Source organism: Methylosinus sp. LW4, from assembly GCF_000379125.1.
GTDB lineage: Bacteria > Pseudomonadota > Alphaproteobacteria > Rhizobiales > Beijerinckiaceae > Methylosinus.
The window spans coordinates 2,049,647-2,066,351 of sequence record NZ_KB900626.1 but is presented as its reverse complement, the minus strand read 5'-3'; the positions used below and the strand labels follow the sequence as shown (position 1 = coordinate 2,066,351).

Annotated in this window: 14 protein-coding genes; 12 read left to right on the top strand and 2 right to left on the bottom strand. The window is 66.7% G+C overall.

The genetic code is table 11. The features are described 5' to 3' along the window. Positions 1-127: 127 nt before the first annotated feature. From METLW4_RS0110420 to METLW4_RS0110405, 4 genes are all read left to right on the top strand, one after another. Complete coding sequence (locus tag METLW4_RS0110420) at positions 128-1,282, top strand: 8-amino-7-oxononanoate synthase (protein WP_018266148.1); 1,155 nt, start codon at positions 128-130, stop codon at positions 1,280-1,282. Next, positions 1,279-1,914 (top strand): dethiobiotin synthase, encoded by a 636-nt coding sequence (gene bioD, locus METLW4_RS0110415; RefSeq protein ID WP_018266147.1) that lies wholly within the window; start codon positions 1,279-1,281, stop codon positions 1,912-1,914. The genes METLW4_RS0110420 and bioD overlap by 4 nt, the downstream gene beginning before the upstream one ends. Positions 1,915-2,068: 154 nt before the next feature. Further along, on the top strand, positions 2,069-2,770 hold the full coding sequence (locus METLW4_RS26455; RefSeq protein WP_018266146.1) for a hypothetical protein: 702 nt from the start codon (positions 2,069-2,071) through the stop codon (positions 2,768-2,770). A 104-nt stretch (positions 2,771-2,874) separates the two neighbouring features. After that, on the top strand, positions 2,875-4,128 hold the full coding sequence (locus tag METLW4_RS0110405; RefSeq protein WP_018266145.1) for an adenosylmethionine--8-amino-7-oxononanoate transaminase: 1,254 nt from the start codon (positions 2,875-2,877) through the stop codon (positions 4,126-4,128). Between the two features lie 49 nt (positions 4,129-4,177). On the opposite strand, the gene METLW4_RS0110400 is transcribed toward METLW4_RS0110405, so the two are convergent. Continuing rightward, positions 4,178-7,687, bottom strand: a complete 3,510-nt coding sequence (locus tag METLW4_RS0110400) for an indolepyruvate ferredoxin oxidoreductase family protein (protein ID WP_018266144.1) — start codon at positions 7,685-7,687, stop codon at positions 4,178-4,180. A 460-nt stretch (positions 7,688-8,147) separates the two neighbouring features. On the opposite strand from METLW4_RS0110400, the gene METLW4_RS0110395 reads away from it, so the two are divergent. From METLW4_RS0110395 to METLW4_RS0110385, 3 genes are all read left to right on the top strand, one after another. Then, positions 8,148-8,792, top strand: a complete 645-nt coding sequence (locus METLW4_RS0110395) for a DUF1007 family protein (protein WP_018266143.1) — start codon at positions 8,148-8,150, stop codon at positions 8,790-8,792. Next, entirely contained in the window at positions 8,789-9,820 is a 1,032-nt protein-coding gene (locus tag METLW4_RS0110390) for a nickel/cobalt transporter (protein ID WP_018266142.1), read from the top strand. The genes METLW4_RS0110395 and METLW4_RS0110390 overlap by 4 nt, the downstream gene beginning before the upstream one ends. Positions 9,821-10,022: 202 nt before the next feature. Then, the gene (locus METLW4_RS0110385) at positions 10,023-11,732 is read left to right on the top strand and encodes a long-chain-fatty-acid--CoA ligase (protein ID WP_018266141.1); all 1,710 of its coding nucleotides are present in this window, start codon (positions 10,023-10,025) and stop codon (positions 11,730-11,732) included. A 28-nt stretch (positions 11,733-11,760) separates the two neighbouring features. Here METLW4_RS0110385 and METLW4_RS0110380 read toward each other — a convergent pair whose 3' ends face one another. Continuing rightward, complete coding sequence (locus METLW4_RS0110380; protein WP_018266140.1) at positions 11,761-12,159, bottom strand: DUF2147 domain-containing protein; 399 nt, start codon at positions 12,157-12,159, stop codon at positions 11,761-11,763. A gap of 48 nt (positions 12,160-12,207) precedes the next feature. Here METLW4_RS0110380 and METLW4_RS0110375 point away from each other — a divergent pair, with 48 nt between their 5' ends. From METLW4_RS0110375 to METLW4_RS0110355, 5 genes are all read left to right on the top strand, one after another. Then, the gene (locus METLW4_RS0110375; RefSeq protein ID WP_018266139.1) at positions 12,208-13,011 is read left to right on the top strand and encodes a cobalt-precorrin-6A reductase; all 804 of its coding nucleotides are present in this window, start codon (positions 12,208-12,210) and stop codon (positions 13,009-13,011) included. Further along, positions 13,012-14,469: a cobyric acid synthase gene (locus METLW4_RS0110370; RefSeq protein WP_018266138.1), complete on the top strand. Its 1,458-nt coding sequence runs from the start codon at positions 13,012-13,014 to the stop codon at positions 14,467-14,469. Next, a complete protein-coding gene (cobD, locus tag METLW4_RS0110365; RefSeq protein ID WP_018266137.1) occupies positions 14,466-15,494 on the top strand; it encodes a threonine-phosphate decarboxylase CobD in 1,029 nt (342 codons plus the stop codon). The genes METLW4_RS0110370 and cobD overlap by 4 nt, the downstream gene beginning before the upstream one ends. Then, positions 15,484-16,185, top strand: coding sequence for a 5,6-dimethylbenzimidazole synthase (gene bluB, locus METLW4_RS0110360; RefSeq protein WP_018266136.1), 702 nt, complete (start codon positions 15,484-15,486; stop codon positions 16,183-16,185). Before cobD ends, bluB begins: the two co-directional genes overlap by 11 nt. Positions 16,186-16,377: 192 nt before the next feature. Continuing rightward, complete coding sequence (locus tag METLW4_RS0110355) at positions 16,378-16,665, top strand: hypothetical protein (RefSeq protein ID WP_026191413.1); 288 nt, start codon at positions 16,378-16,380, stop codon at positions 16,663-16,665. Positions 16,666-16,705: the final 40 nt, after the last annotated feature.

Genomic DNA, 16,705 nt, shown 5'->3' with positions numbered 1-16,705 from the left:
AGTTGCGACCGGATGAAAAGCCGCGGCCTCGGGCTTTCTTGCCGTCCCGTCGCCGCCCGGCTATTTAACCGGCTCCCCCGGCGCGATGAAAGTCGCATGATGTTCCGGGCGACCCGGGAAGGATCGAGTGACGATAGATCGCGCGAGCGGAGCGCTCGACTTCTACGCCGCGGACCTCGCGCGCCTCGCCGCGCAGGATCGCTTGCGCACGCTCGCGCCGCGCCATGGGCTCGACTTCAGCTCCAATGATTTTCTCGCGCTCGCCGAGTCGCAGGAGCTGCGCGACGCCGCCGCGGCGGCGCTGGCGCGCGGCGTTCCCGTCGGCGCCGGCGGCTCGCGGCTGCTGCGCGGCGACCATGAGGAGCATCAGGCTCTGGAGCGCGAGGCGGCCGCCTTCTTCCATGCGGAGAGCGCGCTGTTTTTCGGCGCCGGCTTCACCGCGAATGAGGCGCTGCTCTCGACCTTGCCGCAAAAGAGCGATCTCATCGTCCATGACGCGCTCGTGCACGCCAGCGCGCATGAGGGCATGCGGCTCTCGCGCGCGGAAAGCGTCGCCGCCGCGCATAATGACGCCGACGCATTCGCCGATCAGATCGCGGCATGGCGCCGCGGCGGCGGAACGGGCCGGCCCTGGATCGTCGTCGAGAGCCTCTACAGCATGGACGGCGATTTCGCGCCGCTCGACGCGCTCGCTAAGATCGCCGCGCGTCACGACGGCTTTCTCCTCATCGACGAGGCCCATGCCACCGGCGTCCATGGCCCTGGCGGGCGCGGCCTCGCCGCCGCGCTCGAGGGTCGCGAGAACATTGTCACGCTGCATACATGCGGCAAGGCGCTCGGCGTCTCCGGCGGCCTCGTGCTGCTGCCAGCGACGCTGCGCGAATTCCTCATTAACCGCTGCCGGCAATTCATCTTCGCGACGGCGCCGTCGCCGCTCGTCGCCGCTTGCGTTCGCGCCGCGCTGCCGATCGTGGAACAGGCGGAAGGACGCCGCGTCGCATTGCGCTCGCGCATCGCGCTCGCCGCGCGCAAATTGCAGGAGGCGGGACTGGCGCCGGCGCAATCGCAGATCGCGCCCGTCATTGTCGGCTCCAATGCGCGCGCGTTGGCGCTGGCCACGGCGATGCAGGCGCAGGGCTATGACATTCGCGCGATCCGCCCGCCGACCGTCGCCGAAGGAACCGCGCGTCTGCGCATCTCGCTCACGCTGCATGTGAGCGAGGCGCAGATTTCCGCCATGGTCGACGATTTGGCGTATGCGCTCGCGGGCCTGCCGGCATGACGCGCCTCGTCGTCGCGGGAACCGACACCAATGTCGGCAAGACTGTGTTTTCCGCCGCGCTCGCCGGCGCGCTCGGCGCTTATTATTGGAAGCCGGTGCAGTCCGGCCTCGAGGGCGAGACCGACACGACTTCCGTCGCGCGACTCTCCGGCCTTCCCGAGGAGAAGCTCCTGCCGGAAGCCTATCGTCTGCGAACGCCGGCGTCGCCGCATCTCGCCGCGCGGTTGGACGGCGTCGCGATCGACGTCGATCGTCTGGCGCCGCCGGATCGCGCGCCTCTCGTCATCGAGACGGCCGGCGGGCTGATGACGCCGCTGACGGAAGCGTCTCTGACGATCGATCTCATCGCACGCTGGCGGCTTCCGGTCGTGCTCTGCGCGCGCACCACGCTCGGAACGATCAATCACAGCCTGCTGTCGCTCGAGGCGCTGCGTCGTCGCGACATTCCGATCCTCGGCGTCGCCTTCATCGGCGAGGAGAATGAGGAGACGCAGCGCATTATCGCGAAACTCTCCGGCGCGCGCGCGCTCGGCCGTCTGCCCTTTGTCGCGCCGCTCGGCGCCGAGACGCTGCGCGAGGCTTTTCTCGCGCATTTTCGTCTCGCCGATTTCAATTCGCGTCTTCCGCAATGACGCCCCTTCGTCATTGCGAGCGCAGCGAAGCAATCCAGAGCCATGAGGCGGCTCCCGGATTGCTTCGTCGCTGCGTTCCTCGCGCGGACGAACTCGGGCGTTCTGGCTCTGTCGCGGCGAACGACAATGCGCGCCGCATCGAGGAGCGCGCGGCATGATGGCGCGGCGCTCGTTCCTTTCCATTGCGGCGTCGCTCGGCGGCGCGTGGGCGCTCGCGGGCTGCGACAAGCCGGGTTCCGGCGCGGCGTATCGCTACCGCCTGACGCTGGACGTCGAGACGCCGGAAGGCGCGAAGACGGGTTCGAGCGTCATCGAGGTGCGGACATGGGAAACGCATTTCGAGGGCAAACGCACCAATCACGCGGTGACAGGCCAGGCGGTCGTCGTCGATCTCGGCGCGCGCGGGCTACTGTTCGCGCTGCTCGCGGGGCGCGGCGAAAATGGTGGGCTCGGCTCAGTGGACCATGCAGCCTATCTGCCGGCGCTTGTGGCGCTGCGCGGGGGAAAACTGCGAGACTCCGATCCGGCATTCCAGAAAAACTTGTCCTCGACGGGCGGCGGCGATTTGATCGACAAGGAGATCCCGTTTCTCGTGCGCTTTCGCGACGTCGATGATCCGAAGACGGTGGAGGCGGTCGATCCGAATGATCTCGCAAAGAGCTTCGGCCTCAGCGTGCGCTTGAAACGCGCGACGATCGAGATGACCAGCGATCCGGTGACGACGGGTATTGAGAAACAGCTGGGGTGGTTGGCCGCGCTCAAAGGCGGCTACCTTGATGGTCAGTTCGCAGGGGGTGGACCGGCCCTGTCGAACATCCTTCATGGCGGCAATTTTAAATCATCAGGGGGCCAATGACATGGCGATCTCCGATAATCTCTTTCTCGCTATTCTTGCGATGGACGCATATAATCAAGGCTGTGGCGCCAGAATTCTAATGACGACAGCCAAAGGAGACGGTAATGACATCGCCCGTCTGGCGGCCTTTCACACAGCATGCGCTGCAGAAAGACGCGATCCTCGTCGCGCGCGGCGAGGGGGCTTGGCTCGAATGCGCGGATGGCCGCCGCATTCTCGACGCCATCTCCTCCTGGTGGGTCATCACCCATGGCCATCGCCATCCGAGGATCGTGCAGGCGATCAAGGATCAGGCGGATCGGCTCGATCAGATCATCTTCGCCGGCTTCACCCATGAGCCGGCCGAGTCGTTGGCGCGTCGGCTCGTCGCGTTGACGGCGCCGGGGCTCGATCATCTGTTCTATTCCGACAGCGGCTCCACATCGGTGGAAGTCGCGATCAAAATGGCGCTCGGCTATTTCCGCAATCGCGGCGTCGCGCGCAATCGCGTCATCGCTCTCGAGCATGGCTATCACGGCGACACTATCGGCGCCATGTCGACCGGCGCGCGCTCCGTCTTCAACGCGGCCTATGAGCCGCTGCTCTTCGATGTGACGCGCATTCCTTTTCCCAGCGCCGGCTGCGAGCAGCAGACGCTCGACGCGCTGGAGGCTGCCTGCCGCAGCGCGGACGCAGCGGTTTTCGTCGTCGAGCCGCTCGTGCTCGGCGCCGGCGGCATGCTCGTCTATGGCGCCGATACGCTGCGCGAGATGCGGCGCATCTGCGCTGCGCATGGCGTGCTCTTCGTCGCCGATGAGGTGATGACCGGCTTCGGCCGCACCGGAACGCTCTTCGCGTGCGAGCAGGCGGGCATCGTTCCCGATATCGCCTGCTACGCCAAAGGCATCACCGGCGGCTCATTGCCGCTCGCCGTGACCATGTGCTCGGCGGAGATTTTCGAGGCGCATTATTCCACCGACCGCGCGCGCACATTCTTTCATTCGAGCTCGTTCACCGCCAATCCCATCGCCTGCGCGGCGGCGCTGGCCAATCTCGACATTTGGGAGAGCGAGGATGTGCGTGGGCGCATCGCGCATCTTTCGGCGATGCAGGAGGAGCGGCTGCTGCGCTTTACGAATGACGCGCGCTTTTCCAATGTGCGGCGCATCGGCACGATAGCGGCGCTCGATCTGCGCGCGCGCGACGCCGGCTATCTCGCGACCATCGGCCCGGCGCTCTATGAATTCTTCATTTCGCGCGGCTTGCTGCTGCGTCCGCTCGGCAACACGATCTATATTCTGCCGCCCTATTGCATAGAGGCGAGCGAGCTCGACGCGCTCTATGCGGCGATCGACGAGGCGGGGGATCGCTTCCGCTGAAAGCGCCGCGTTCCGCCTCGACAGAGAAGGCGGCGCGCCGCCTTCTCCCTCACTCCGCCGCCATCTTCAGATCGGGCTTGATCGCGTAATATTCGCCATAGAGCCGCGCGATCTCGGCGCGCGCCTCCAGCACGCTGCGGGCGCGTATGTGGCCGAAGCCGCGAATCTTCTCCGGTATGCGCGCCAGCGCGACGGCGGCGGCGTGATTGGCCGGCGATAGGCGCGGCAGAATATCGTCCAGGAGCGTCTGATAATCGGCGAGCATCTTGCGCTCGGAGATGCGGTCGCTGTCGGGACGGAAGGGGTCGAGAATGGTGCCGCGCAGGCCCTTGAAGCGCGCCAGCCATTTCAGCACATGGAACATCCACGGGCCGAAGGTGATCTTGCGCGAGCCGCCTATGTCGTTCTTGCGCTGGAAGGCGACGAGATTGGGTGCGAGATGCAGCTCCATGCGCAGATCGCCCTCGAAGATTTCGGCGAGCTGGCGCTGGAAAGAGCCATCCGTGTAGAGCCGCGCCACCTCGAACTCGTCCTTGGCCGACATCAGCTTGAAGAGGCCGCGCGCCACCGCCTCGGTCAGCTCCTTCGTTCCGGGAACGCGCTCCTTCTCCAGCCGCGCGACGGCGTCGACGCGAGCGCGATAGCGGGCGGCGTAAGCGGCGTTCTGATAATCGGTGAGGAAGGCGACGCGGCGATCGATCATCTCCTCGAGGCTCTGCGAAACGTCACGAGTCGGATTGCGCTCGCGCAATGAGGAGACGACGGTCGTTACGCTCGAAAGATCATGCGCGGCGCGGCGGCCCCAGGCGAAGGCGGAATGATTCATCGCCACCGCCTCGCCATTCAGCTCGATCGCGCGCAAGAGCGCGGCCTCGGAGAGCGGCAGCAATCCCTTCTGCCAAGCGTAGCCGAGCATGAACATATTGGCGGCGATGGAATCGCCGAGCAGCGCCAGCGCCAGCTCCGTCACATTCAGGAAATCGACGCGCTCGCCGGCGGCCTCGCGTATGGCGCGCTCTATGCGCTGCGCCGGCAGCACGAAATCCGGGTCGCGCTCGATATCGCCGGGAAACACCTCGGCGCTGTTGACGACGACATGGCTGCGCGTGGGATCGATGGCCGCGAGTATCTGCTTGCCGCCGGCGACGACGAGATCGCAGCCGAGCACGAGATCGGCCTCGCCCGCGGCGATGCGGATCGCATGAACCTCGTCGGGCGTGCGGCCGATCTTCACATGGCAGTAGACGGCGCCGCCCTTTTGCGCGAGGCCGGCCATGTCGATGACGCCGACGCCCTTGCCCTCGAGATGCGCGGCCATGCCGAGAATGGCGCTGACCGTGACGACGCCCGTCCCGCCTATGCCGGCGACGAGCACGCCGTAAGGCGCGGCGCCGATCTGCGGAACGGCGGGTTCCGGCGGCGGCGGACATTGCGTCTCGCTGGTCGGCGCGGCTTTCTTCATGCGCGCGCCATGTACGGTGACGAAGCTCGGGCAGAAGCCCTCGAGACAGGAGAGATCCTTGTTGCAGCTCGACTGATCGATGCGGCGCTTGCGGCCGAACTCCGTCTCCAGCGGCTGCACCGACACGCAATTGGAGGCGCGGCCGCAATCGCCGCAGCCTTCGCAGACCAGCTCGTTGATGACGACGCGCACATCCGGGTCGGGATATTCGCCGCGCTTGCGGCCGCGGCGTTTCTCGGTCGCGCAGGTCTGATCATAGATCAGAATGGTGACGCCATCCGTCGCGGCCAGCTCGCTCTGCACGCTGTTGATGACGTTGCGATGATAAATGTCGAGGCCCGGCGGCCATTGAATATCGGAGGCGTATTTGTGCGGCTCGTCGGAGACGAGCGCGATTCGGGCGACGCCTTCCGCCGCCACCTGATGCGCTATCGCCTCGACGGTCAGCTCGCCCTCATGCGCCTGTCCGCCGGTCATGGCGACGACGCCATTGAAGAGAATCTTGAAGGTGATGTTCGTCTTCGTCGCGACGGCGAAGCGAATGGCCAGCGAGCCGGAGTGATTATAGGTGCCGTCGCCGAGATTCTGGAACACATGCTTGCGCGTCGAGAAGGGCGCCTCGCCGATCCAATTGGCGCCTTCGCCGCCCATATGCGTGTAGCCCTCGGTCGAGCGGTCCATCCATTGCGCCATATAGTGGCAGCCTATGCCCGTATAGGCGCGCGCGCCCTCCGGCACATGGGTGGATGTCGAATGCGGGCAGCCGGAGCAGAAATGCGGCACGCGCACGCCGGCGTCGGTCAGCGATTTGCGGCGCTCCTGCATTTGCTCGAGCCGGCGCACGCGCCCTTCGAGCTCGTCGGAGCGAACGTAGTTCAGCAGCCGCCGGCCGATGGCGATGGCGACGTCATTGGCGTCGAGCGAGCCTTTGACCGGGAAGAGCCATTCGCCGACCTCGTCCTTCTTGCCGATGCAGATGGGCTGATGCGACGAGCCATAGAGCTGCTCGCGCAGCTGCACCTCGATCAGCGAGCGCTTCTCCTCGACGACGATGACGAGATCGAGCCCGCGCACGAACTCGCGCAGGCCTTGCGGCTCGAGCGGCCAGGGGCAGGCGATCTTGTAGAGGCGCAGGCCGTAGTCATTGGCCTTCACCTCGTCTATGCCGAGATCGTCCATCGCCTGGCGCACGTCGAGATAGGATTTGCCGACGGTGATGACGCCGATCTTGGCGTTGGGGCCGCCCGATGTGACGATGCGATTGAGGCGATTGGCGCGGATGAAGGCGAGCATGGCGTCGCGCTTGCTCTCCTGCATGCGCTCTTCCTGCGTCAGCACCGGATCGCGCGGACGTATGTTGAGGCCGCCCGGCGGCATCAGAAAATCGAGCGGCGCGATGGGGCGCACGCGATCGAGCGAGCCGTCGACGGAGGCGGTGGATTCCACCGTGTCCTTGATGAGCTTCAGGCCGGTCCAAACGCCGGCGTAGCGCGACAGCGCGAAGCCCATGAGTCCGTAATCGAGAATCTCCTGCACGCCGGCCGGCGAGAGGATCGGCATCATCATATCGACGAAGACGAACTCCGACTGATGCGCCGTGGTGGAGGATTCCGCCGTGTGGTCGTCGCCCATCAGCGCCAGCACGCCGCCATTGCGCGAGGAGCCGGCGAGATTGACATGGCGCAGCGCGTCGCCGGAGCGATCGACGCCCGGCCCCTTGCCGTACCAGACGGAGAAGACGCCGTCATATTTGCCTTCGCCGCGCATCTCCGCCTGCTGCGCGCCCCAAATGGCGGTGACGGCGAGATCCTCGTTGAGGCCCGGCATGAAGAGAATGTCGTGCTTGTCGAAGAGCGCCTTCGCCTTGTGCAGCTGCGCGTCTATGCCGCCGAGCGGCGAGCCGCGATAGCCGGAGACCAAGCCCGCCGTGCGCAGTCCGGCGCGACGATCCATCTCCTTCTGCATCAGCAGAAGACGCACGATCGCTTGCGTGCCGTTGATGAGCACATGCGTCTTGGAAAGATCGAATCGATCGGCGAGGGACACGTCGCCTAGGGCGGGGCCGGTTGTCGTGGCGCCGGCGACTTCATCCGCCATACGTATTCTCTCCTCGCTCGGCGCGACCCTCGCGGGGAGCCCCGCTCGCGCAGGGCCGCGCGACGTCATCGTCTCGGAGAGGGGCGCGAGGCCCGCTCCCCCTATGAAGCGTTGCCGCTCGAAAGCTCTCGCGCGAGGCGCTTTCGAAAGAGTCATATTGCGGATTTGCGCGTCGGCGGAAAGACTCCCGTCCTCCTCATCCGTGAAAATCCGTATCCCATCCGCGAGGGATGGCCGCCGCCGCCCCCGGCGCGACCCGCCCGGCTTGTCCTTGCGGCGCCGGGCGTGGCATTATACGTCACGACGAGCGACGCCAGCAAGCGAGCCTTCGCGGGCGCCGAAAAAGCTGTCGAAACAGCGCGTCCGGCCCTGTTTCCGCCGCCTTCCGCGACTACAGCCTCCGCGCTCGGAGCGGGAGCGATTCGCGAGAGCGCCGCGCCCCACCGAGGCGAGAGCCCCTATGCCGAGAAGATTCGCATTCGCTTCGCTGACCCTCGCCATGGCGCTCGCCGCCGTCCCGGCCGTCGCGCATCCGCATGTGTGGGTCGCCATGCGCAGCGAGATCGTGTTCACGCCTGACGGCAAGATCAAGGGCGTGCGCCACGCCTGGACCTTCGACGAGATGTATTCCGCCTTCGCGCTGCAAGGGCTCGGCAAGGACGGCAAGCCGCCGAGCCGCGAGGAGCTCGCGCCGCTCGCCAAGACCAACGCCGAATCGCTCGCCGAATTCGACTATTTCACCTTCGCGAAATATCAGAACGCCAAGGCCGCCTTCGGCCCGCCCGAGGATGTGTGGCTCGAGGCCGACGACAAGCGCATCGTCACCATGCATTTCACTCTGCCGCTGGAAAAGCCGCTGCCGGCGCAAAAGCCTTTCTCCTTCCAGACTTATGATCCGACCTATTTCGTCGCCTTCGATCTCGAGAAGCAAAATCCGGTAACTCTCGCCGGTGCGCCGGCGGGCTGCTCCACCAGCGTCGTGGAGCCGAAGCCGTTGCTCGCCGTCGACACGCAAAAGCTCAGCGAAGCCTTTTTCGCCAATATGTCGCCCGGCGCCGATTTCGGCATGAAGCTCGCCGCGCGCATCGTCGTGGCCTGCCCGTGAGGGTTTCGCCGCGGAGTCGCGCGCTGCTCCTCCTCCCGGCCCTGGTCCTGGCGCTGGCCGCGCTCGCGCTGTCGCAGGACGTCGCGCTGGCGCAGGCCGCGCGTCATCCTTTCGCCGTCGGCCCTTCGGAAGGCCCAGTGGGCGCGGCGAGCGGCCTCGCCGGCCTGCTGCTCGCCTGGCAGAGCAAATTCCATTTGGAGCTGCAGAACGCCGCGCGCGCGCTGAAAACAGACAACAGCGCCTTCTTCCCTCTGGCGGCCGCGAGCTTCGCCTATGGCGTTTTTCACGCCGCCGGACCGGGCCATGGCAAGGCCGTGCTCGCCTCCTATATGATCGCCAATGAAACGGCGCTGAAGCGCGGGCTGACGCTCGCCGCCCTGGCGGCGCTGCTGCAGGGCGTGGTGGCCATCGCGCTCGTCGGCGTGGCGGCCATTCTCTTCGGCTTCACCGCGCAGCGCATGACCGAGGCGGCGACATGGATCGAGACGGCGAGCTACGCCGCCATCGCCGCCGTGGGCGCGCGCCTCGCCTATGTGAAAGGGCGCGCGCTGCTCGCCGCGCTGCGGGAGCCGGCGCCCGTCCTCGCCGTCGCGCGCCGCGGCGCCTTCGCCTGCGAAGCGGTCGACGACGATCCCGGCCATGTTCACGGGCCGGACTGCGGCCATATGCATGCGATCGACGCCGCTCGGCTCGGCGCCGGCTTTCGTTGGGGCGATGCGCTGGGGACGGTCGTCGCGGCGGGGCTTCGTCCCTGCTCTGGCGCCATTCTCGTGCTCGTCTTCACACTGTCACAAGGCGTCTTCATAGCCGGCGCAGGAGCGACGCTGCTGATGTCCGCCGGCACGGCGATCACCACCGGCGCCTTGGCGGCGACGGCGGTCTTCGCCAAGGATTTCGCCGCGCGTCTCGCCGCGCGCAGATCGTCGCGCGCGGAGACGCTGCTGCGCGCGGGCGAGCTGCTCGCCGCTCTCCTCGTGCTCGCTTTCGGCCTCGCGTTGCTGCTCGGCGCGCGCGCCGTCGGCGCCTGAAGGCTTTCAATTTCGCGAGCGGCAGCGATGCTGCGCTGCGACGACGATCGTCGCGCGCGCGGGGCTGCGCTCGCGCCCGCGGCGCGCTATATTTTCGTGTGTGGATTGCGCTGTCCCGAGTTGTCGCTATCCCGAGCAAACGCTAATCCATTGAGCGGACCGCTGGGCCGCGGTCGATCGCGCCCATGCCCGGAGGCCACGAATGACTGCCGCCACTCTCGCGTCGGACCCTTACGCCACCCGTCCCTGGGTCGCGTCTTATCCGCCTTTCGTGCCTGCCGAGATCGACCCGGCGAGCTATTCGACCCTCGTGGACATGTTCCGCCAGAGCGTCGTCGAATTTTCCGGCCGCACCGCTCTCGAGAGCTTCGGCGCCAAGCTCACCTATGCGGAATTCGGCAACGCCGCGCGCTCGATCGCGGCTTGGCTGCAATCGCAGGGAATCGCCAAGGGCGATCGCATCGCGATCATGGCGCCCAATGTGATGGCCTATCCGCCCTTGATCTTCGGCGTGCTTTTCACGGGCGCGGTCGTCGTCAACGTCAATCCGCTCTACACGCCCAAGGAGCTCGCCCATCAGATCGAGGATTCCGGCGCGCGCATGATCTTCGTGCTCGAGAATTTCGCGCACACCGTCGAGGCCGCATGGCCGTCGATGAGCCTCGAGAAAGCCGTCGTCATCGCTCCGGGCGATCTTCTCGGCCTGCGCGGCCCGATCGTGAATTTCATCTCGCGCTATGTGAAATGCGCCGTGCGGCGCTATCGCCTGCCGCAGAGCCTGCGCTTCTCGCGCGTGCTGTGCGAAGGCGCCGTGGCGCCGCTGCGCGACGCCGACGTCGGCCCGGACGATCTCGCCTTTCTGCAATATACCGGCGGCACCACCGGCGTCGCCAAGGGCGCGATGCTGCGGCATCGCAACATAGCGGCCAATGTCACGCAATCGGCCGCTTGGCTCTGTCCCTATCTGCCGACGCCGCTCGATCAGGTGATGGTGACGGCGCTGCCGCTCTATCACATCTTCGGCCTCACCGCCTGCTGCCTGCTGATCGTGAAGATCGGCGGCTCCTGCCTGCTCATCGCCAATCCGCGCGATATTCCCGGCTTCGTGAAGACGCTGCGCAAATCGCGCTTCACCATGATCTCCGGCGTCAACACGCTCTATGCGGCGCTCGCCAATCATCCCGATTTTCGGCGCGTCGATTTCTCCGATCTCATCTTCTGCATCTCCGGCGGCATGGCGACGCAAGACGTCGTCGCGCGCAAATGGAAGGAGATCACCGGCCATCCCATCATCGAAGGCTATGGCCTTTCGGAGACCTCGCCGGTCATCACCTGCAACCGGCCCGATCTCGTCGAATTTTCCGGCGCCATCGGCTATCCCTATCCCTCGACGCAAGTGTCGATCCGCCTGCCTTCCGGCGAGCCCGCGCCTTTCGGCGAGCGCGGCGAGCTCTGCGTCAAAGGTCCGCAAGTGATGGCCGGCTATTGGAACCGGCCGGAGGAGACCGCCGCCGCGACGACGGAGGACGGCTTTTTGCGCACCGGCGACGTCGCCGTGATGATGCCGGATGGACTGATGAAGATCGTCGATCGTCTCAAGGAGATGATCCTCGTCTCCGGCTTCAACGTCTATCCCAATGAAGTCGAGAATGTGCTGACGCGCCACCCCAAGGTCAGCGAGGCGGCGGTGATCGGCATTCCCGATCCGCATTCGGGCGAGGCGGCGCTCGCCTTCATCGTGCCGCGCGATCCCAGCGTCACCGGCAAGGAGCTGCATGACTTCTGCCGCGAGACGCTGACGCATTACAAGGCGCCGCGCCATTTCGAGTTCCGCGACAGCCTGCCCAAGACCAATGTCGGCAAGGTTCTGCGCCGCGTTCTGAAGGAGGAGTATCTCGCGCGGGGGAAATAGAGCGGCGCGCAGAAAGCGCGCCAGCCGCTCAGCGCACCCGCGTCCACTCCTCGCCGCCGCAGATATTGGTGCCATTGACGCAGCCCTCGAGCAGCAGCACCTTCTCGCTGCGCAGCGCGAGGCTCGCGGCGTAGCTCTGGCCGTCCTTGGCGTTATAGATGGTGCCGGTCCATTGATTGTCGCCGGTCGGCTTCAGATTCAGGATCGGCAGGCCGAGCAAAGAGCGCTTGCGCTGGCGGGGGTCGGGATTGTTCTCGTCGACGCCCTTCTCGGAGAGCCAGGCGATCTTGCCGCAGATCGCTTGCCCGCAGCGGCTGATCTGAATATGCGCGGTGCCGTCGGCGACGCGCCACTCGCCGATCGGATCGGCGAGCGCCGCGGTCGCGACGACAGAAAAAATCGACGCGCATATCCAGGACCGCTTCATCTCGAGCCTCCGTTTGAATAATCACGGGCGGGAGTATAGGGCTAAGCCATGCCTCAGACCAATACGCCGGCCGCGGCGCCCCTCGCTGCGCTGCGGCAAAAGGCCGGGCCGATCCGGGCGCTCATTCTGGGCGGAACCAGCGAGGCGCGCGCGCTCGCCGCTCGTCTCGCCGGCGACGCGCGCCTTCATGCGGTGGTCTCGCTGGCCGGCCGCACCAGCGCGCCGCTCGCCTCGCCGCTGCCAGTCCGCATCGGCGGCTTCGGCGGCGTCGAGGGGCTGACGCGCTATCTCGTCGAGGAGCGCATCGAGCGCGTGATCGACGCCACCCATCCTTTCGCGGCGCGAATTTCCGCCAATGCGCGCGCGGCCTGTGCGGCGCTCGGCCTGCCGCTGCTGGTCTACACGCGCGCGCCTTGGAGCGCTGTGGAGGGGGATCGCTGGATCGAGGTCGCGGACAATGCCGGCGCGGTGGCGGCGCTGGGCGAGGCGCCGCGGCGCGTCTTTCTCACCATCGGCCGTCTGGGGCTCGCGGATTTTCTGTGTGCGCCGCAGCATTATTATCTGATCCGAACGATCGATCAGCCGCAGGAGAACGATCTACCGCAACGCTACCAATTGATCCTGGAGCGCGGTCCTTTCACAGTCGAGAGCGAATTGTCCCTGATGCGCGCCTCGGCGATCGACGTCGTCGTCTCCAAGAACAGCGGCGGCCGCGAGACCTATGCGAAGATCGAAGCCGCGCGCATGCTCGGCCTGCCGGTCGTGATGGTCACGCCGCCGCGCGGCGGCGCGGCGCGCATCGTTCATGACGTCGCGGCGGCCGTCGATTTTCTCTTTTGCGAGGCGGCCTAGATGAGCGTCGCTCTGATGTTCCAAGGCACGGGGTCGGATGTCGGCAAATCGCTGGTCGTCGCCGGCCTCGCGCGCGCGCTCACACGGCGCGGCTATCGCGTCGCGCCCTTCAAGCCGCAGAATATGTCCAACAACGCCGCGGTGACGGCGGACGGCGCCGAGATCGGCCGCGCCCAGGCGCTGCAGGCGCGCGCCGCCCGTCTCGCGCCGACCGCCGATATGAATCCCGTGCTGCTGAAGCCGCAGGGCGCCGCCGGCGCGCAAGTCGTGCTGCGCGGAAAGATCGTCGGCTCGGCGCGCGCGCGCGACTATCAGCAATGGAAGGCGGGGCTCATGTCCGCCGTGCTGGAGAGCTATGAGCGCCTGCGCGCGAGCTGCGATATCGTGCTGGTCGAAGGCGCGGGCAGCGCGGCGGAGATCAATCTGCGCGCCAATGACATCGCCAATATGGGCTTCGCTCGCCGCGTCGACGTCCCGGTCGTGCTGGTCGGCGATATCGACCGCGGCGGCGTCATCGCGCAGCTCGTGGGCTGCAAGGCCGTGCTCGATCCAGAGGATGAAGCGCTGATCCGCGGCTTCATCGTCAATAAATTCCGCGGCGACCCCTCGCTCTTCGACGAAGGCATGCGCTTCATCGCCGAGCGCACCGGCTGGCGGCCGCTCGGCCTCGCGCCTTTTTTCGCCGACGCCGCGCGTCTGCCGGCGGAGGACGCTTTCGGCCTGCGCGCCGGCGCCTCGGACGGGGAGGGCGGCCTGACCATCGCCGCGCCGCTGCTGCCCAATATCGCCAATTTCGACGATCTCGATCCGCTGCGGGCGGAGCCCGGCGTGCGTTTCATTCTGGTGCGGCCGGGCGAGCCGCTGCCGGCGGAGGCGCGGCTCGTGATCCTGCCGGGCTCCAAGGCGACGATCGCCGATCTTTCGGCCTTCCGCGCGGCCGGCTGGCACATAGACCTCGCCGCGCATATTCGTCGCGGCGGGCGCGTCTTCGGCATTTGCGGCGGCTATCAGATGATGGGCCGCCGCATCGCCGATCCGCAGGGGCTCGAGGGTCCGCCCGGCGCGGTGGAGGGGCTCGGCCTCCTCGATATGGAGACGGTCTTCGAGACCGAGAAAGTGCTGCAGCAGGTGAGAGGCGCGACCATCGCCGACAATATCCCCTTCTACGGCTATGAGATGCACGCCGGCCGCACGGAGGGGCCAGATTGCACGCGTCCGCTGCTGCGCTTCGAGGATGGGCGGCGCGACGGCGCGGTTTCGACGGATGGGCGCTGCGCCGGCGTCTATGTGCATGGCTTTTTCGCCGATGATTCTCTGCGCGCCGCCTTTCTGCGCGATCACGGCGCGCGCGCCTCGGACCTCGCCTATGAGCAGTCGATCGAGGCGACGCTCGATGGCCTCGCCGAACATTTCGAGCGCCATTTGGACGTGGATGCGCTTTTGGAGCTGGCGCGATGAGCGCTTCGCCGCCGATCCTGCCGCCGATCCTGCATGGGGGCCGGCTCGATCTCGCGCGGGCGCTATTTCCAGAGGCGCCGGAGCCCTGGATCGATCTCTCGACTGGCGTCAGCCCCTATCCCTATCCGTTTCCGCCGCTCGCGCCGGAGGTTTTCACCCGCCTGCCGGATGTCGCTGCGCTGGCCGCGCTGGAGCGCGTCGCGGCCGTCGCCTATCGCGCCGGGCCGACGGCGCAGGCAGTCGCGGGGGCGGGGACGCAGGCTTTCATTCAATGCCTGCCGCGCATGAGGCCGGCGGCGCGGGTCGCCGTCCTCGGCCTCACTTATGAGGAGCATGCGGCCGCCTGGCGCGCCGCCGGCGCCGAGGTCGCGCGGGTGGAGACATTGGAGGAGATCGCGGCGGCCGAGATCGGCGTCGTCGTCAATCCCAATAATCCCGACGGCCGCCTCGAGCCCGCCGCGCGCCTCGCCGAGACCGCGCGCGCCATGGCGGCGAAGGGCGGGCTGCTGATCGTCGACGAGGCTTTCGCCGATTTTCTTCCCGCCGAGGCCAGCCTCGCGCCGCGCGCGGGGGAGGAGGGCCTCCTGCTCTTGCGGTCCTTTGGCAAGACCTATGGGCTGCCGGGCGTGCGGCTCGGCTTCGCCCTCTGCGGCGCGGCGCTCGCCGAGCCGTTGCGGGCGGCGCTCGGACCCTGGAGCGTCTCCGGCCCGGCGCTGGCGATCGGCGCGGCGGCGCTCGCCGATGCGCCCTGGCTCGCGGCCCGCGGCGTCGCGCTGGCGCAGGACGCCGCCCGGCTCGACGGACTGCTCGCCGCATCGAGCTTCGAGATCATTGGCGGAACGTCGCTTTTTCGGCTCGTTCGGCATGCGGCGGCGGATCGATGGTTTGCCCATCTCGCCCGGCGCGGCATATTGACGCGAAGGTTCGGCGAGCGGCCGGATCGGCTCCGTTTCGGCCTGCCGGCTGAGCCTGTGGCCTGGGAACGGCTGGAGCGCGCATTGGAGAGCGGACGAAATGGTCTTTGATCCCGAGCCGTCGCTCGTCGCCAGCGCGCCATTCTCGGAGGAGGAGCGCGCCGCCGTCTATCGCGCCATCCACACGCGCCGCGACGTTCGCGACGAGTTCCTGCCCGATGAATTGTCTCACGAGGAGGTGATGCGCCTGCTCGACGCCGCGCATCACGCGCCATCCGTGGGCTTCATGCAGCCCTGGAACTTTCTGCTCATCCGCGACCGCGGCTTGCGGGAGGCGGTGCACGCCGCATTCGAGCGCGCCGCCGAGGCGGAGGAGGCGCTGCTGCCGCAAGAGCGCCGCGCGCAATATCGCAGCCTGAAGCTGCAGGGGATTTTGAAGGCGCCGCTCAATATCTGCATCACCTGCGACCGCTCGCGGCAGGGCCGGACGGGGCTCGGCCGCACGCAGCAGCCCGAGGCCGATCTCCTCTCGACCGCTTGTGCGGTGCAGAATTTCTGGCTGGCGGCGCGAGCGGAGGGAATCGGCGTCGGCTGGGTGAGCATATTGAGAGAACAGGACTTACGTGCGATTCTCGACATTCCGCCGGACATCGCCATCGTGGCCTATCTCTGCGTCGGCCGCGTCGCCAAAGCCTATGCGCAGCCGGAGCTCGAAATTCGGCAATGGGCCAAGCGCCTGCCGCTAAAGGAATTGATCTTCTCCGATCGGTGGGGAAATCGCATAAATAATTCCGAGGGTTGAGGCAGTTACAAAATTGACAAGCTTTTGTGATTTTTAGGACCCTGAAAGCCGCGCTCTCCTTTTGACCTTCGCCTGAACAGGTCTATAGTGAGCGCAAGGCGCAAGGGCGGATGCGCTGCAGCATGAGCTAGTGGCTCCGCTCGCGGTATGCGTCTTGCTTGCCATTAGGCCGGCAATCTTGGGGTCGGATTTATGAAACCAGCAGATTACGAGCTCGTTTACGATAAGGCCCGCCCTCTCTCGAACACGACGACGCTCACTGTCGCGGAAGTGCCGGATCGAATGGAAGATCTGCTGCATCTGCTCAGCGAGGCGATGATCGAGGGGCGTGACAATCATTCGCGGCTTACGGAAATTCACCTTCCCATGTCGCGCTTTCCGCAGATGGATTCGAAATTCTGGCACATCCCGGTCGAGGATTGTGGCGAGCATCCCGTCCTGCGGCTGTTCTTCGAGACGCAGAGCGACTTCACGCACTGATCTCGACGATCGCCTCGCGGCCTTCATAGGCGCCCTTATC

Coding starts and splice junctions, on each gene's coding strand:
- METLW4_RS0110385 (WP_018266141.1), top strand. CDS start 10,023: ATGACTGCCGCCACTCTCGCGTCGGACCCTTACGCCACCCGTCCCTGG.
- METLW4_RS0110405 (WP_018266145.1), top strand. CDS start 2,875: ATGACATCGCCCGTCTGGCGGCCTTTCACACAGCATGCGCTGCAGAAA.
- METLW4_RS0110395 (WP_018266143.1), top strand. CDS start 8,148: ATGCCGAGAAGATTCGCATTCGCTTCGCTGACCCTCGCCATGGCGCTC.
- cobD (WP_018266137.1), top strand. CDS start 14,466: ATGAGCGCTTCGCCGCCGATCCTGCCGCCGATCCTGCATGGGGGCCGG.
- METLW4_RS0110355 (WP_026191413.1), top strand. CDS start 16,378: ATGAAACCAGCAGATTACGAGCTCGTTTACGATAAGGCCCGCCCTCTC.
- bioD (WP_018266147.1), top strand. CDS start 1,279: ATGACGCGCCTCGTCGTCGCGGGAACCGACACCAATGTCGGCAAGACT.
- METLW4_RS0110375 (WP_018266139.1), top strand. CDS start 12,208: ATGCCTCAGACCAATACGCCGGCCGCGGCGCCCCTCGCTGCGCTGCGG.
- METLW4_RS0110400 (WP_018266144.1), bottom strand. CDS start 7,687: ATGGCGGATGAAGTCGCCGGCGCCACGACAACCGGCCCCGCCCTAGGC.
- METLW4_RS0110380 (WP_018266140.1), bottom strand. CDS start 12,159: ATGAAGCGGTCCTGGATATGCGCGTCGATTTTTTCTGTCGTCGCGACC.
- METLW4_RS0110370 (WP_018266138.1), top strand. CDS start 13,012: ATGAGCGTCGCTCTGATGTTCCAAGGCACGGGGTCGGATGTCGGCAAA.
- METLW4_RS26455 (WP_018266146.1), top strand. CDS start 2,069: ATGATGGCGCGGCGCTCGTTCCTTTCCATTGCGGCGTCGCTCGGCGGC.
- bluB (WP_018266136.1), top strand. CDS start 15,484: ATGGTCTTTGATCCCGAGCCGTCGCTCGTCGCCAGCGCGCCATTCTCG.